The organism is Neobacillus sp. PS3-12 (genome assembly GCF_030915385.1).
In the GTDB taxonomy this organism is placed as follows: Bacteria; Bacillota; Bacilli; order Bacillales; family Cytobacillaceae; genus JAEVLT01.
Genome location: NZ_CP133268.1, coordinates 5,562,464 through 5,578,056, shown reverse-complemented (window position 1 = coordinate 5,578,056; position 15,593 = coordinate 5,562,464). Strand labels below are relative to the sequence as shown.

Annotated in this window: 14 protein-coding genes and 2 pseudogenes; 11 read left to right on the top strand and 5 right to left on the bottom strand. The window is 36.4% G+C overall.

What is annotated here, in order from left to right:
• Nucleotides 1–208: 208 nt before the first annotated feature.
• Nucleotides 209–748, top strand: coding sequence for a hypothetical protein (locus RCG17_RS28015; protein ID WP_308173261.1), 540 nt, complete (start codon nt 209–211; stop codon nt 746–748).
• A 107-nt stretch (nt 749–855) separates the two neighbouring features.
• A pseudogene (locus tag RCG17_RS28010) lies at nt 856–1,885 on the top strand (low specificity L-threonine aldolase).
• Between the two features lie 114 nt (nt 1,886–1,999).
• On the opposite strand, the gene RCG17_RS28005 reads toward RCG17_RS28010, so the two are convergent.
• Nucleotides 2,000–2,779 carry a Cof-type HAD-IIB family hydrolase gene (locus RCG17_RS28005; protein WP_308173260.1) on the bottom strand — a complete coding sequence of 260 codons (780 nt, stop codon included), beginning with the start codon at nt 2,777–2,779 and terminating at the stop codon, nt 2,000–2,002.
• Nucleotides 2,780–3,022: 243 nt separating this feature from the next.
• Here RCG17_RS28005 and RCG17_RS28000 point away from each other — a divergent pair, with 243 nt between their 5' ends.
• The 7 genes from RCG17_RS28000 (at nt 3,023) to RCG17_RS27970 (ending at nt 9,497) form a co-directional block, all read left to right on the top strand.
• Complete coding sequence (locus tag RCG17_RS28000) at nt 3,023–3,322, top strand: nucleotide-binding protein (protein ID WP_308173259.1); 300 nt, start codon at nt 3,023–3,025, stop codon at nt 3,320–3,322.
• A 364-nt stretch (nt 3,323–3,686) separates the two neighbouring features.
• Nucleotides 3,687–4,205: a hypothetical protein gene (locus tag RCG17_RS27995; RefSeq protein WP_308173258.1), complete on the top strand. Its 519-nt coding sequence runs from the start codon at nt 3,687–3,689 to the stop codon at nt 4,203–4,205.
• 214 nt (nt 4,206–4,419) lie between these two features.
• A complete protein-coding gene (locus RCG17_RS27990) occupies nt 4,420–5,961 on the top strand; it encodes an IS200/IS605 family accessory protein TnpB-related protein (protein ID WP_308173257.1) in 1,542 nt (513 codons plus the stop codon).
• A gap of 336 nt (nt 5,962–6,297) precedes the next feature.
• Nucleotides 6,298–7,095 (top strand): anaerobic carbon-monoxide dehydrogenase catalytic subunit, encoded by a 798-nt coding sequence (locus RCG17_RS27985; protein WP_308173256.1) that lies wholly within the window; start codon nt 6,298–6,300, stop codon nt 7,093–7,095.
• A gap of 223 nt (nt 7,096–7,318) precedes the next feature.
• Nucleotides 7,319–7,780 carry an FMN-binding protein gene (locus RCG17_RS27980; protein WP_308173255.1) on the top strand — a complete coding sequence of 154 codons (462 nt, stop codon included), beginning with the start codon at nt 7,319–7,321 and terminating at the stop codon, nt 7,778–7,780.
• A gap of 9 nt (nt 7,781–7,789) precedes the next feature.
• Nucleotides 7,790–8,698 carry an FAD:protein FMN transferase gene (locus tag RCG17_RS27975; RefSeq protein WP_308173254.1) on the top strand — a complete coding sequence of 303 codons (909 nt, stop codon included), beginning with the start codon at nt 7,790–7,792 and terminating at the stop codon, nt 8,696–8,698.
• Nucleotides 8,676–9,497, top strand: a complete 822-nt coding sequence (locus RCG17_RS27970; RefSeq protein ID WP_308173253.1) for an RnfABCDGE type electron transport complex subunit D — start codon at nt 8,676–8,678, stop codon at nt 9,495–9,497. The genes RCG17_RS27975 and RCG17_RS27970 overlap by 23 nt, the downstream gene beginning before the upstream one ends.
• Before the next feature lie 69 nt (nt 9,498–9,566).
• Here the strand turns inward: RCG17_RS27970 and RCG17_RS27965 are convergent, their stop codons facing one another.
• Complete coding sequence (locus RCG17_RS27965) at nt 9,567–11,156, bottom strand: acetolactate synthase large subunit (protein ID WP_308173252.1); 1,590 nt, start codon at nt 11,154–11,156, stop codon at nt 9,567–9,569.
• 108 nt (nt 11,157–11,264) lie between these two features.
• Here RCG17_RS27965 and RCG17_RS27960 point away from each other — a divergent pair.
• Nucleotides 11,265–11,432 (top strand): annotated as a pseudogene (locus tag RCG17_RS27960) (DUF3231 family protein); the annotation flags it as partial.
• Nucleotides 11,433–11,908: 476 nt separating this feature from the next.
• Here the strand turns inward: RCG17_RS27960 and yppF are convergent.
• Nucleotides 11,909–12,136, bottom strand: a complete 228-nt coding sequence (gene yppF, locus RCG17_RS27955; protein WP_308173251.1) for a YppF family protein — start codon at nt 12,134–12,136, stop codon at nt 11,909–11,911.
• Nucleotides 12,137–12,627: 491 nt separating this feature from the next.
• Here yppF and RCG17_RS27950 point away from each other — a divergent pair, with 491 nt between their 5' ends.
• Nucleotides 12,628–13,575, top strand: a complete 948-nt coding sequence (locus RCG17_RS27950; RefSeq protein ID WP_308173250.1) for a D-2-hydroxyacid dehydrogenase — start codon at nt 12,628–12,630, stop codon at nt 13,573–13,575.
• A gap of 112 nt (nt 13,576–13,687) precedes the next feature.
• Here the strand turns inward: RCG17_RS27950 and RCG17_RS27945 are convergent, their stop codons facing one another.
• On the bottom strand, nt 13,688–14,485 hold the full coding sequence (locus RCG17_RS27945; RefSeq protein WP_308173249.1) for an undecaprenyl-diphosphate phosphatase: 798 nt from the start codon (nt 14,483–14,485) through the stop codon (nt 13,688–13,690).
• 190 nt (nt 14,486–14,675) lie between these two features.
• Nucleotides 14,676–15,293 carry a PH domain-containing protein gene (locus tag RCG17_RS27940; protein WP_308173248.1) on the bottom strand — a complete coding sequence of 206 codons (618 nt, stop codon included), beginning with the start codon at nt 15,291–15,293 and terminating at the stop codon, nt 14,676–14,678.
• Nucleotides 15,294–15,593 lie beyond the last annotated feature (300 nt).

Genomic DNA, 15,593 nt, shown 5'->3' with positions numbered 1-15,593 from the left:
TTTCAAAGTTCCTTTCCTATAAGTAATAAGCCTACTATAACAAATCATGTGCATTCTGTCATATGAATCATAATATAATACTCTCAAGAGTACATAGCTTGAGTGAGTTATTTTTTTAAGGTTAAATTAAGGTTGTTATTCAATAATTGATGATAGTTATGAAAACCTTGGAGTAATTTGAAAATCAAAAAGTAGAGGAGAGTAGAGGATGAAAAAACAATTATTTACTGCATTTATCTCGATTTTGATGATTTTTGTTATTGCGGGTTGTTCAAATTCTGGGAATTCCAATAAAACGGCTCAAAATGGAAAAAGTGGAAGTATTCAAAAACCCAATGTATATGGTGAGGTTTCTGCTATCAATGGAAATCAAGTTACGCTAAAACTGATGAAGACTCCTCAGATGAATAGACCAAAAGGACAAGTTCGAGGAAGCGGTACAGGTAACATGGAAACAACTGGAACATCTCCTGGAAATGGAAGTGGAAATGGCGGTCAGGGCGGAGGCGGAATGAGACACCCCCCCTACACAGGTAAAGAGAAAACTATTACAATTCCTGATGGAGCTCAAATGACGACAATGACTAAGGGTACAAACGGAATGGAACAAAGTAAAATTACCTTGGATCAAATCACGACTGGCAGTACATTATCTGTTTATTATGATACAGATGGAAAAACAATCAAAAGTATCAGAGTCCAAAAACCTTGGACAGATAATGGACAAACAGGCAGCGCTGCTAGTTAATATGGTTTTATAAATGTCAGGATAATCCTGGCATTTTTTATTTTGGAAGGATTTAATAATATGTTACGATAATATTGTGGGAATAAAAAGTAAACGGGGGACAACAAATGTATAGTTTTAAAAACGACTATAGTGAAGGGGCCCATTCTTCTATATTAAATGCTCTGATAGAGTCCAATTTAGAGCAGGAGGAAGGATACGGAGAGGATCTTTATACCAGAAAAGCGATCATTTTCATTAAAGAAAAAGATGGGACGGAACGATGTTGATATCCACTTTTTATCAGGCGGTACGCAAACCAATCTAACCGCTCTTGCTGCATTTTTAAGACCCCATGAAGCTGCGATGGCAGCTAGTTCCGGCCATATCTTGGGGCATGAAACGGGAGCCATTGAAGCAACTGGACATAAGGTTATCTCAATCGATACTGAAGATGGAAAATTAACCCCCGAGCATTTGATAAAAGTACTCGAAGGACATCCAGATGAACATATGGTAAAACCGAAACTTGTCTATATTTCAAATTCTACAGAAATAGGTACCATATACAAAAAGAAAGAACTCGAAGAATTACATAAATTTTGCAATGACCATCATTTATTTTTATATATGGATGGGGCAAGACTAGGTTCCGCACTTTGTTCAGAAGGAAATGATCTTACATTAGGCGATCTTCCTGATCTGGTTGACGCTTTTTATATAGGCGGCACAAAGAATGGAGCGCTTTTAGGTGAAGCTTTAGTCATTTCTTGCGATATTCTAAAAGAAGATTTTCGCTACCATATCAAACAAAGAGGAGGCCTTCTAGCAAAGGGCAGACTGCTCGGAATCCAATTTCTTGAACTTTTTCGTGATAATTTGTTCTTTGATTTGGCGATGCATGCTAATAGAATGGCAGAGATGCTTAGAGAAGAATTAAGAAAAGCAAATCTTAAGTTCTTAACAGAATCGCCATCAAATCAAATTTTTCCGATACTGCCAAATTCAGTAATCACAGAACTTGAGCATAAATATTCTTTTCATATTTGGGAAGTAGTAGACTCCGATTACTCTGCCATTCGCCTGGTTACCTCTTGGGCAACAAAAGAGGATGCAGTTGCTGCATTTATTGAAGATATTAGAAAATTGCTTGCTTAAAAGTAAAAAAACATGTTAATTGTAAGTTTATATTAAGAGGGCCCAGTGTCAGCAAGAATAGCTTCTTGTTGACACTAAGGCCCTAAAATGTATTTAGGTACCCGCCAATAATACTTAAATTAAGCCGAGATGCTCTAAGCCGTATCTTACTCCGTCTTCTTCAGCAGAAATAGTGATCATATCAGCTATTTTTTTCAATTCTTCGCGACCAGAACCCATTGCCACGCCCATTCCTACAAGAGAAAGCATTTCGAGATCATTTAACCCATCTCCGAAAGCAACCGCTTCATCAGGGGCAATACCCAATTGTTCCAACAATTTAGTTACACCCACAGCCTTGTTGGAACAGGACAAGTTTACATCACAGGTTCTTGCTCCTGAGCTCCATCTTCTGAAATCTAATTCTGGAATTTTCGATTGATAGGTGGATTCTTCCTCCAGTTCACAGTGAAGGAACAATTGATAAATATTTTGATCCATCCAAAATTTTGGAGGTGCCAAATCTGGCTTCCACGGTTCATGCTGGAATGCTTCAAGAACATATGGATGGTTAAGGTCGGTCGCTTTAAAGCTTTGATCTCCTAAAAAGGTAAGAGGATGCTGATAATCTGATGATAAAAAATGTACTTTTTCTAATACATTTTTCTCGATCGTATTTTGGTAAATTTCTTTTCCTTCATGAGTAACATAAGCACCATTAAAAAAGACCATTGAATTCACGCCTGTTTCTTGAACAATGCTTTCTGAAAAATAAGGAGCCCGGCCTGTTGCAATAACAACTTTTATCCCTTTATCTTTTAGCATTTGAATTGCTTCCTTTGTTGCAGAACTTACTGTTTTTCCATGTGGCAAAATGGTACCATCTATATCTAAAATGACAATCTTGTAATTCATCCAATACTCTCCTTACACTGCTTCTCTTCATTCATTATTCTAAAATATCTATAGCACACAGTATAACATGATTACTCAAAAAACAAATATAAGCACTCAAACTGGAATACCATTGAATCAAGTTATTTTTTACAAAATTGCAACATTTCAATGGCAAAAATAGTAACGTTATAACGATCTTCCTTGTTTTGCTATATAGTGGGAGTATAAAGGAATTTATTGAAGAGTGGGGTGTTAGGATTTATGGAAAATGGATTTAAAATTGCTATTTCCGGGAAGGGCGGAGTTGGAAAAACGACTTTATCAGCCCTATTAAGTCATTTATTTGCAGAAGACGGTCCAGTATTGGCAGTGGATGCCGATCCCGATGCAAATCTAGGCTCGGCTCTGGGGTTTGACCAAACCATTTTAGAAAGATTGGTTGCGATCTCAACAGATAAAGAGCTTATTAAACAACGAACGGGAGCAGAACCAGGAGTAAGTGGTCAAATTTTTACATTAAATCCAAGAGTAGATGATATCCCATTGATTTTCGAGTTGTAGAAGCAGACTTGGACAGATGTAATGTCTATGAAACCTTACCAGAGTTTACAGAATATGCAAAAAAATAAAAAATCAGTTAATCAGTCTTTTACAAGAACCAATGACTGTCAACTAGTTCAAAGGAGGTGATCGCCAATCATCTGCGTAAAGAAAGAATTGAGCGAAAATAGCTTTAGTTGTTTCCTCTTTATACTCCATGACCTTACTCTCCAACAGATCCACTTCACTGGCTTTCGCCCAAATTTTTCACTGTGATGTAACATAAGGGCCAAGAATAATCTATTTTGGTCCAATACAGCTAATAGATAAGTTTCATCTAGCTTTTTTTCTAAAAAACTTATGAAAATGAAATGGTGGAGATTCTATGGCTACAAAGCTGCGTTCAATCGAAGAAAGAACTGCTGATACAGGCGTCCAACAGATGCTTCGAAAAGCACAGGCGGAAGGAATTGAAACGGCTTTTGATTGGGCCGATCTGTTGGAACCACGCTGTAAATTTAGTTTAGCTGGAGTGTGTTGCAAGCGCTGTCTTGAAGGACCATGTCAAATATCTCTTACGGCAAACGGAGCACAACGAGGGGTTTGTGGAGCAACTGCTGATCAAATTGTTGCGCAAAACCTATTAACTTTAGTAACAGAAGGGGCTGTTGCACATGTTGAGCATGCTCGTGAAGTTGCCTTAACTTTACTAGAAGCATCTGAAGGGAAAGCTCCATTCGAGATTAAAGATCCAGATAAATTAATGCGAATTGCTCAAGGTTTAGGCTTAACCGTTGATGACAAGGAAGTCAATGAACTAGGAAAAGAAGTAGCTCTAGCCGCTCTATCGGATTTTCAAAGGCAATACGGCACGCTCGAATGGATGAAATTAAAGGGTTATTAGCAGTTTCTAAAAATATAGTAAATAATAGACAAATATGTCTTTTTATACTATAATTATATAGTGTAGAACATACATTCTTATTTTAGAATCGGAATTATTAAATACTATTTTGAAAATACCTTTTTATACTTATACTTACACCTACACCTACACCTATACCTATTTAAAATATAGTTTAAAACCAAAAACAAATTTGATTGGGGTGTGATAAAGGATGTTTCAAACGTACCAGACGAAACTCTGCAACATCCAACTGAATCGTGAATCTACATCTGATCAGTACCTCATAGAGTTTGGAAAGTTTTTTGGAAAACTAGAACGCAAACTATTTGTTCAATCTCATATCAAGGGAATTCCCCCTTCCAATCTTAAAAAGACCTTTCTAAAGCAATATGGCATTACGTCTCGTCAGTTTAACTCCATACGAATGCAGTTGGATGGAAAGGTCTCTTCTTTTTTGGAAAAAAGGGATTTGGATCTTCAAGATTTAGAAGCTAAAACCGTTCACCTGCAAAAAATCATTCATCAGAAAACAAATCAAACAGCAAAACTTCACCAGAAACTTCTTCTAATTCCACAAACAAACCCGTTATTTCGTCAACATGTAAAAAAGTATAAAAACCTTAAACATTTTCTTCACCAAAAGAAACGAAGACTGAGAAACCTGCAACAAAAGCTTGAAAAGTTAAAGGTCGACCGTGACACAAAGAGAATCCGTATCTGCTTTGGTTCAAAGAAACTCTTTCATAAGCAATTCCATTTAATTGAAAATGAATACAAAGATCATCAACAGTGGAAGAACGATTGGGTCGAGGCAAGAAGCTCCCAATTTCTTGTGATCGGTTCTAAAGATGAAACCTTCGGAAACCAGTCTGCCACTTATAATGTTGAGAATACGCTCAGGTTACGAGTTGCCGATTGCTTCATTGGGAAATACGGGAAGTACATCGAATTTCCATCCGTCATGTTCCCTTACGGACAAGAATGGTTGGATAAGGCCAAAATTCCCTATATGGGTTTTACTCGCAATGGGAAACCACAAAAATATTTTACTTCCATCACTTACCGTTTTATCAAGAAGGAAAAAGGCTGGTATGTATACGCAACAGTCGAAAGAGAAACTTCCCCAATCGGGACATCCAATCGAAATGGATTAATCGGAATGGACCTCAATGCAGGATTCTTGGCAGTCTGTGAGGTGGACCGTTATGGAAATCCAATTCATCGATACACGATCAAAGTTCCGATGTACGGCAGAAGGAAAGAACAGGTCAAAGCCTCTTTAAGTGATGCAATAAAAGAAGTATTGAACGATGCTGTTCTGGTTCAAAAAGATATCGTGATTGAGAAGTTGAATTTTACCAGAAAGAAAACACAATTAAAGGAGATGGGTGCTAGCTATGCCCGCATGCTTTCGGGTTTTGCCTATTCATCCTTTCAAGCATTAATCGAAGCAAAAGCGAAAAAGGCAGGGGTGAAGATAAGGAGAATCAATCCCGCTTACACAAGCCAAATTGGACATATGAAATTTATGGCACGTTATGGATTAAGTTCTCACGAAGCAGCAGCATGTGTGATTGCCAGAAGAGGGTATTTTTTTAAACCAGAAAAAATAAAATATGATACCGTTCTCACTTTTCCCAAAGGACTTGATAGGAAACAATCAAATTTCAGTAAGTGGCGAACTCTTACAAACTATTACAAAAAAGAGTATGCATTCCAAGATAAAATTGAACTATTAAAAGCTGATCGATAAATAGCTTCAACTATAAAATTGGAGCAACGCTTCCTTTTTACCTGCAAGGAAGAAAAGGACCACGTACTCCAATTTGATTCCATGTTTTTCATAACCAGCGCGGCTAACAGCCGATCCAGAGTGTCGAGAGATATCCAGTGTCGTGAAGGAGTTAGAAGGAACAAATTCACAAAACTGCGATGGAGACGATCAAGTCAATTTTGGTTGGAAAACTCGAATTGTACAGATGTTTCCATTCTGGAATTAGGGCGTGATTCCCTAACGCGATTCGCAAAAAGCTCTGTTCGTTTTGCGTGCTAGTAAAGAGTTAATTCTTTATGGAACATATGGACATATTTGTGTATAAATGTCTATATTTTTAGGAACGGTATTGATAGTTCAATTGAAAAGTGGAACAACCTAGGAATTTCACCAGTTAACGGACATCTTGAAATTGCAAAAGCTGTAAACCGCCAAGCGATGGGTGTGGATGCAGATCCTGTCAATTTAATTAAAGGCATTTTAACGATGGGGCTGGTAGATGGATATAGCGGACTTCATATGGCCACAGATCTTCAAGATATTCTTTTCGGCACGCCTGAGCTAGTAAAAGCAGAATATCGCCTCGGAGTAATTAAAGAAGATTACGTAAATATTGCTGTTCACGGACATATGCCGATAATGGCTGAAAAAGTAGTGGAATGGGCTGAAAAAGTAGAAGAACAGGCCATTCAATTAGGTGCAAAAGGAATTAATATCGTGGGAATCTGCTGTACCGCAAATGAGCTGTTAATGAGAAAAGGGATATCAGTCGCAACCAACTACGCAAGCCAAGAATTAGCGATTGTTACAGGAGCTTTAGATGTTTTGATTACGGATGTTCAATGTATAATGCCGGGGCTTAAGCAGGCTGCAGATTGCTATCACACAGAGCTCATTTCCACCATTTCATATGCAAAAGTCGAAGGGGCATCCTATGTAGAATTTACTTCGGAAAAAGCGGATGAATTTGCACAAGAGATTGTCCGAAGAGCACTCTCAAGGTATAAAATGCGCGATAGCTATGAAACGACAGATGAACCTTCTATCGGAGCCATCCAATTAAAGCAGCAGATATCCTTCTTGAAAGGATTATCCAAAAGCGGGAAGCTCTAGGGCTGCCTATCCCTGCCTTTTCACATTAAAAAATTGTGTTCATAAAAGTCGCTTAGACGATGAAAAGTCTAAGCGACTTTTTATGTTCTATTAATTTTACTTACAAAAGTCTATTTTTACTTTATAAATGTTATTAATAGGTTTTCTTAAGAAAATTTTAATATTTTTCTTCTAAACTTAGGGTGTAAAAGAAAGTGCAAAAGGGATTTGGAGGTTTTTTTAAATGGCAAAAATGGATAAAAAGTGGGTAATTTTATGTTCAACAGCAGTAGCGGCTGTTTACGCCACTGGGTATTTTTCTACTGAAACTCAAGCTAACAAAGTTGCTATACCTCAAACAGCACAAGTTAGCATTCATAAAAGTGTGAATTTGAAAAACAATGCTGCTGCTACTACGAAAGTCTCTCAGCCCGCCAAGGTATATAAAGATGGGACCTTTACGGGTACTGGGTGGAACCGCCGTGGACAGATTGAAGTTGCAGTAACATTGAAGAATGACAAAATAACGGACGTTCAAATTAGTAATTGGGGCATGCATTATTCTGAACGTGATGTGCAGGGATTGCCTAGTGAAGTAATGCAAAAGCAGAATACACAAGTAAATAATGTTTCTGGGGCAACCTATAGTACACAAGCCTTTACCGATGCAGTTCAGGATGCACTCAATCAGGCACATCAAGCATAGGGAGTAACGATGAAAAAAACAAAGCTATTTATGGACACAGTCGTTCAAATTGAGATTGTCATTCACGACGAAAATTTAAATGAAAAAGCAGTGGCTAAACTAGATCATGCATTTGAAATGTTTAGAATCGTTGAGCAAGCATGCAGCCGTTTTAGTCCAGATAGTGAATTGATGCTAGCATGCAAAATGATTAAAAAACCAGTTCAGATCAGCCCAATCTTATTTGAGCCCTTAAAATTCGCTTTGGAAATAGCCAAACTAACAGAAGGTGAATTTGATCCAACCATTGGGAAAACCATGGAAAAACAAGGATTTAATCGCCATTATTTAACAGGAGAAATAATGGATTCTAATTCCGATGTATCCGCAACCTTTAAAGATATCATTTTAGATGAAAAGACCCAAACATTATTTTTGGAACGACCGCTTGTCATTGATTTAGGGGCAGTAGCAAAAGGATTTGCGATTGATTTAGCGGCCAATGAGCTAAAAGAGTTTGAAGGGTTTGTCATTAACGCTGGCGGGGACTTGTTCTTAGGGGGAACTGATTGGTATGGAAGTCCATGGAAGATTGGCATTCAACATCCTAACATAAAAGATCAAATTGTTGATGAAGTTGGACTTTCAAACGCAGCCATTTGTACATCTGGTAGTTATGAACGCAGAAACGTAAAGATCCCAGGTATGCATCATATCATGAATCCAAAAACGAAGAACTCTCCAAATAATTGGGTCAGCTGCAGCATTATTGCACCGTTTGCAATGATGGCCGATGCCTTTTCGACTGCCGCTTTTTTACTAGGGGAAAATGGGATCAAACTTATTGAAGACGTTGGTCTGACGGGTAAATTTATTACTCCAGCGTTAAAAATTGTAAATGTAGGAGGGAATTATCATGACAATACAGAAATGGCTTAAAACGCCTAAAGGCTATGTGGGAATTACCATGTTTGCTTATCTGATTATTGCTTCGATAGGATATAAAAATATGATGGGAATTCGAAACGGTTTAATGGCAATATTAGCAGCCGTCATTGTAGACCTAATCTGTAATAACATTAAAGGGAAATATTCATCTATTCCGGATGGTGCAGTCATCACTGGACTAATCATTTCGCTTATTTTGAGTTCGACAACTTCGATACTTACAATTGTCGGAACTGCAATTATTGCAATTTTATCCAAGCATTTAATCACGTTTAAGAAAAGGCCGATTTTTAACCCCGCAGCTTTTGGCCTTCTCATATCTGTTTTATTATTTCAAACGGGACAAAGCTGGTGGGGAGCATTTGGTGATCTTCCCGTTTGGACTATTGCGTTCCTTTTAGTAGGTGGATATATTATTACGAATCGGATCAATAAGTTCCCACAGGTGTTTGCTTTTCTATTAACATCGTTTTTACTTTTAGCCTTAATGGGATTTTTCAATATAGGGGATGCAGTAGATGCCCTTCGGCCGCCATTTATTAACGCCACACTGTTCTTCGGCTTTTTTATGCTCACAGACCCGCCAACGTCTCCGGCAAAAGACAAAGATCAAATCCTGTTTGGCATTCTTACTGCTGCAGCAGGAACCATTATTTATGGGATATTTGGGGGATTGATGTATTTGTTTATTGGTCTTTGTATCGGAAACCTGTATTATTTCCAAAAGAAACGCTCTTCCTCAAGAATTTCAATGAATCGCTCCAATTCTCAAAGAGCCCTTAGTAAATAGTTATCAAATAACCAGAGAGTCCTTCATCGAAACGATGAAGGGCTTTCTGGTTTATAGAGATGGATGTTTTTAAAAAACAACGTCAATTAGTACGATCTCTTCTAATGACTGCAGCGTTTCACTTAAAATATGTTCAAAATCAACTAAGTTTTCGGCTCGTTTTCCTTTGATTCCGTAGCTTTTTGCTAGACCAACAAAGTCTGGATTCTGGAAGGTAACACCGTAATTTGTACCAAATTTTTCGTTCATTTGTTGTACCTCAAGTTTCAGCATCCTATCATTTAAAACAATAATCACGAAAGAGAGGCCTAATCGTTTTGCTGTCTCTATTTCCGCAAAATTCATCAATGCTCCGCCATCCCCGGTAATACAAATAACGGGATCATGCGGGCATGCGAGCTTTGCACCGATTGAACCGGGTATTGCAATTCCCATCGAGGCAAGGCCGTTTGAAATGATTAGTCGGTTTGCCTTTTTGGGCTGAAAAGTTTTTGCGACAGATACTTTGTGAGCTCCTACGTCTGAAAGGATAATGGTATCATCTGGGCTAAGTTTTTCAATAGATTGGAGTACCGTTTCAATTGCAATGGAAAACTTTCTTGACTCATCATCAGTCTCATTTATTTTGTATGCTGATATCATTTGATATTTGAGATTCCCTGAAGGGTGCCAAGATTTAGAAGGGATCTCTGATTGATTAAGCATTTGGAGAGTGTTCTTGATATTTCCAACCAATTCAACTTTTACTGGATAGAATTCATTTATTTCTGCCGCCAAAGTATCGATATGTAGAACGGGAAGCTTTTTTTGATTCCAGTGTTTTGGCAGCGTTTCAACAAAATCTAAACCGATCACAATCAAAAGGTCTGCTTCGTTGATTCCTTTTATAACTTCATCGTTTTCCTTAAAGCCAAAGGTAAAAAAGTTAAGAGGATGATCTTTTTCCAATATCCCTTTTGCCATAAAGCTTTGTGTAACAGGGGATTGAAGAGAGTTAATAAAAGTTTGAACCTCGGAGACTGCATTCTCTCTTATCACTCCGTTTCCAACGAGAACAAAAGGTTTTTGATGATTTTTGATTAGAGTTTTAGCCTCCTCAAGGATTTCAGTAAGAGGGACACTTATCGGCAAAGGTGTAAGAGGTAATGGTGTTTTGGAAATCATTTGCGAGGCAAAGTTTTCCGGTAATGTAATGGCCACAGTACCAGGTTTCTCAAGCTTTGTGACTCTGAATGCTTTTCGCATGATGACAGGTACTGACTCAGATTCTTTTATTTCTGTACTCCACTTTGTTACAGGTTCAAATAACCTCACAATATCTACATATTGGTGTGATTCTTCGTGATGCCGATCGATAGCAGCTTGTCCAATTATTGCCACTACAGGTGAATGATCAAGTTTCGCGCTGGCTATTCCTGTTACCAAATTCGTCGCGCCAGGCCCTAATGTAGAGAAACAAACACCCACTTTTTGGGATAATCTTGCGTAAACATCCGCCATGAAAGCTGCGCCTTGTTCATGGCGAACATTTACAAACTGAATTTGTTTTGATTTTGATAAGGAATCAGCAAGATCAACGGTTTCTGATCCGACAATACCGAATACATATTCCACTCCTTCATTTTCCAAACACTGCACAAGTACATCTGTAACTTTCATCAATGATGCCCCTTTACTGGAAATTAAATTGAAATTATGTGATTAAACACCAGAGTCAAAAAAGAATTTATTTGTATACTAGTGGTAAAACTACTCGAAATTAATATAGATGTAAATCTTGGTGCCCCAAGATTATTCGAAGTTCAATTTTACGTTCATTATTTGAAATATGTAGCAAAAGCAGGGCTTAGTATTTATAACGTCGCAATGCCATTAGTATTTAGAAAAGATGAAAAAGACTTTTGTATTTATTCTGTGTACTTAACTCTTGAGTTATGAGTGATAGTTTATAGATATAATTAAAAAAGGCTGACCATAAAAGTCAGCCAAAGCTAACGAGAGGTGCTTCCTTTCGTCTAGTATATTATATTCAAAAAAAGGACAAGTGTTACACAACTGATCTTTTAAATCACAAAGTGTTAAATCATTTATTATTAAATTTATTTCCTTTATTTACAATAAAACAATAGGAAAAACGTCTATAATCCGACACCCAGAAATATTATGGCTTGTTCGAATTATATATTGATATCAAAAATGGGAGGCGGTTTAATGTCGTTAATATCCAAGTTATTTTATAATTGGTATCAGCTAAGAAAAAATTATCACCAGGCGTTGTATGATAGTTGTCTCGATCTTAAAATAAAATCTCAATTAAGAAAAAAAATAGAGTACCACAAAAGGAAAGTTGATCAATTGAAAGCGATTAAGGCATATTAAAAGAGTATCTGCACCGCAGATACTCTTTTATATCAACAAGGCAAATCGAAATCTAAATTAAATAATTTGGTTTTAATGAAAAATTCACTGGGTTTTTCAGCATCAAGTTTATTCAATTCGAAAAAAAGATTTTTATATTCAACTATCGATAGTTCTCCGTAGATATAGCATTTTTGAAGAAAATCAAGTAATTCATTTGTATGTGATGGTGTATAATTTTTTTCTTTTATAAAATGTTGAACTAATTCCTCAACTACCAAAGTGCCCACCCCTTCACTCATACTATATTTGAATTTTAAGAACTTACAAATAATATAACATAGAAATATTCACTGATTTATTGTTTGAAAATTCAAACTAACGACATCGTTCGTCCTATAATCTAATTTCACAGCCTCTTTTCTATCATATTATTGTCATGCGTTTAATAAAATTGTGAGTATGTGTCGTTTTAAAGGGTAAATAAAATTTTGATAAAAATATTTTTTAGTTTCCTTTATCTTATTTTTACCTTTAGAATATAAGTTATTTCCTTGAATTTAATATACAACCTTCTTAATCTTATATGTTCTATTTTGTAAGAATATCTGCCCATGTTTTTTCAGTTTGCGGGAAACTTATGAAGCTTAATATTTCTATCCCTTTTCCTTGACAGAACTCTTCCTGAATTATATAGATTAAGATAACGCAATAATACTGACATTAATGATTGGATAATATTCAATTAAAGCGCGAAACAGGGGGAATAACGATGATTTTAATCCAACATATGCAAGCGGATGAAAGACATCAAAAACGAGTTGAAGAGGTCACAAATGGAAATCATCAAGTCAAGTTGGTGAAAAATATAAGTGAAGTAATTGACCGATCACAAATTGAAATTCTATTTACATATGGAAAAGAATTTAAGCTTGAAACATTTAAGGAAATGACTAGCTTAAAATGGATCCAACTTAGTTCAACAGGCTTCGACCATTTGCCAAAGGAATATATTCAAGAAAAGGGTATAACCGTAACTACGGCAAAAGGGGCACATGCTGAACCAATTGCCGAATATGCCTTTTCAACGATGTTATATTTTAGCCGAAAAATAGACAGATTCCAGGAACTACAAAAAAAGAAGAACTGGAATCGCCTCGACTTTCCAACGGAATTAGCAGGAAGTACCTTAGTTGTTATGGGTATGGGTTATATTGGCAAGGAAATCGCAAGGAAAGCCCGAGCTTTTGATATGCATACCATTGGTATAAACAGAACTGGGGATGTAAGTGAATTTTTTAATGAGACCTTTCGCATTGAACAGTTAGAGGAGATCCTTCCAAAAGCAGATTATTTGATTTTGACACTCCCGTTAACAAGTCAAACTTACCATCTAATTGGTCAAAAGCAATTACATTTATTAAAACCAACAGCTGTTGTCATTAATATTGGTCGTGGGGAACTCATGGATGAATCTGCAGCGATTGAAGTCTTACAAGCACACAGAATTAGGGGAATGGCAATGGATGTATTTCATCAGGAACCGCTGCCAGAGGATTCACCTTTATGGCATACAGAAGGGCTTCTGCTTACACCACATATGGCTGCCATGACCAATCGATTTCTTGATAGAAGTATTGACCGCTTAATTAAAAACTATCAACATTATATAAACGGTGAAAAGATGATTGATGTTGCAAACTTTTCAAAAGAGTACTAATTAGATTTTTAATCCAATTTTACAAATTACGGAATCAACTAAAAAGCCAGGAATTAAAGGAACGTTAATTCCTTTGATTCCTGGCTAAATTTTTCATTAATAGTGGAAACCATTATAAAATAACAAACACTGTAAATAAAATAGCTATAAGAAAACGGTAATAAGCAAATACAGAGAGACCAATTTTTCCTAATACTTTAAGGAAAGCGACTGCAACGAACATAGCTACAACAAAAGCGGTGATAAATCCAATTGCAAATAAAGGAAAGTCACTAGCATGGAGAAAATGCATGCTTTTAATGAAATCCAGTCCTGTTGCACCGACCATAATAGGAAGGGCTACTAAGAAAGAAAATTCAGCTGATGTTTTGTGGTCTGCTCTCGCCAATAATCCCCCAGAGATCGTTGAACCAGAACGAGAAAAACCTGGAAGTACTGCTAAACATTGAAAAAGTCCAATGGTAAAAGCTTGTTTGTAACTCAATTCATCAATGGAATGCGTTGTGAAAGGCTGATGTTTTTTCTCCGCAAATATCATTAAAATACCACCTGCAACAAGGGTAACGACCACTACTTTAGGTGAGAAAAGTACATTCTTAATGAAATCATGCAACAAAAATCCAACCGCTGCAGCAGGGATCACACCTAAAATGATATGTACAATATCTAATTTTTTAGCAGGTTTTCCAATTGTACTGAAATTTAATAATGAGAGAAATCTTTTAAAATACAATACTAAAATAGCAAGCATTGAACCTAGCTGGATAATAACCTCAAAGGTATCTGCTTTTTTTCCTGTGAACCCCAATAGATTTCCAACCAAAATTAAATGGCCAGTTGAGGAGACAGGTAAATATTCTGTCAATCCTTCTACGATGCCTAGGATAAAGGCTATAAAATGTTCGCTCATTCTTCTTTCTTCCCCTTAATATAAAGACTTTTTTCAATACACATAAAGGAAGTATAATATCAAAAGCATTTATAATGCAAGTATCGACAAAAAATTTACATATCCTTTACAAAGGAAGTTAATACAAAAGAGGGGGATTTACAACAGACAAAGACAACCAGTGATGGCTGTCTTTGTTTTTGTATCTTCATTAATTGTTGATATATTTTTCAAATACCTTTCCAAAGTCTTTTTCATGGTATTGTCCGCGGACAGATGTTAACCATTGGAAACCAAATTCGGTTAACTCTTTATATTGATTTGCAATGTTCATACCCGACTCAGTTCTTGTGTTGTGGAGAACCGTGATAGCTTTATCCAAACTTTGTTCACCCATATTCAAATGGATATTGTTCTCGTGTGTAATTTCAGATATTCGGATCAGAGCCTTATATAAATCTTTTAGTTTTTCGATTTGATTTTTCTGGACGTCAATGCTGTATTGAATATCACCCATTTTAAATTTGATTTCAACGTCTAAATCGATCGTTCCAGCTGTTTCAAGCAATACATTTGTTATCTGATGGCGTGAATATGGATAACGTTTTAATGTTCTTTTAGAAGAAATTGCACTTTCTCCGTCAACATGAATTAATGCCAAGTTTGTAAAACAGTACTCGTCTTTTTTCGTTTTAATTAAAAAGTAAATGGTCTCGTTATCCTCGTGCATAACATAATCATCGGCATCGGCCTTATCATAATCACTCGGTTCAATAATTTTTCCGATATCAGAAAGACCAAGTGCATCGGCAGCAATTTTTTTAAACATTATTATTTTCTCCCCTCATTTTTAAATTCAAAAAATAAAGGAATAGTTAACCACATATGGTAACATTCCACAAACTAAATCATACCATGTTTGGCGAAAATACTCCCTCTTTCTTTCCAATTGGTTAGCGGTAGAGCAAATAGAATTGTGCACCAAACAATATAATCCAAAATCATCAATGACCTTTCACACAGCCTTCCAGCAGAAAAACTGTTAATCTAAGAAGTAATATGAAAAAAGGTATACTATATGGTAATTTTAGTACCAAAGTTTCTTAATTAGACAAATTTGCTGGAAGGA

Bases quoted from the DNA above. Each gene is read 5' to 3' on its own strand.
- RCG17_RS27940 (WP_308173248.1), bottom strand. From the start codon at position 15,293: ATGTTTAAAAAAATTGCTGCCGATGCACTTGGTCTTTCTGATATCGGA.
- RCG17_RS27995 (WP_308173258.1), top strand. From the start codon at position 3,687: ATGGCTACAAAGCTGCGTTCAATCGAAGAAAGAACTGCTGATACAGGC.
- RCG17_RS27990 (WP_308173257.1), top strand. From the start codon at position 4,420: ATGTTTCAAACGTACCAGACGAAACTCTGCAACATCCAACTGAATCGT.
- RCG17_RS28015 (WP_308173261.1), top strand. From the start codon at position 209: ATGAAAAAACAATTATTTACTGCATTTATCTCGATTTTGATGATTTTT.
- RCG17_RS28000 (WP_308173259.1), top strand. From the start codon at position 3,023: ATGGAAAATGGATTTAAAATTGCTATTTCCGGGAAGGGCGGAGTTGGA.
- RCG17_RS27975 (WP_308173254.1), top strand. From the start codon at position 7,790: ATGAAAAAAACAAAGCTATTTATGGACACAGTCGTTCAAATTGAGATT.
- RCG17_RS28005 (WP_308173260.1), bottom strand. From the start codon at position 2,779: ATGAATTACAAGATTGTCATTTTAGATATAGATGGTACCATTTTGCCA.
- RCG17_RS27965 (WP_308173252.1), bottom strand. From the start codon at position 11,156: ATGAAAGTTACAGATGTACTTGTGCAGTGTTTGGAAAATGAAGGAGTG.
- RCG17_RS27945 (WP_308173249.1), bottom strand. From the start codon at position 14,485: ATGAGCGAACATTTTATAGCCTTTATCCTAGGCATCGTAGAAGGATTG.
- RCG17_RS27970 (WP_308173253.1), top strand. From the start codon at position 8,676: ATGACAATACAGAAATGGCTTAAAACGCCTAAAGGCTATGTGGGAATT.
- RCG17_RS27950 (WP_308173250.1), top strand. From the start codon at position 12,628: ATGATTTTAATCCAACATATGCAAGCGGATGAAAGACATCAAAAACGA.
- RCG17_RS27980 (WP_308173255.1), top strand. From the start codon at position 7,319: ATGGCAAAAATGGATAAAAAGTGGGTAATTTTATGTTCAACAGCAGTA.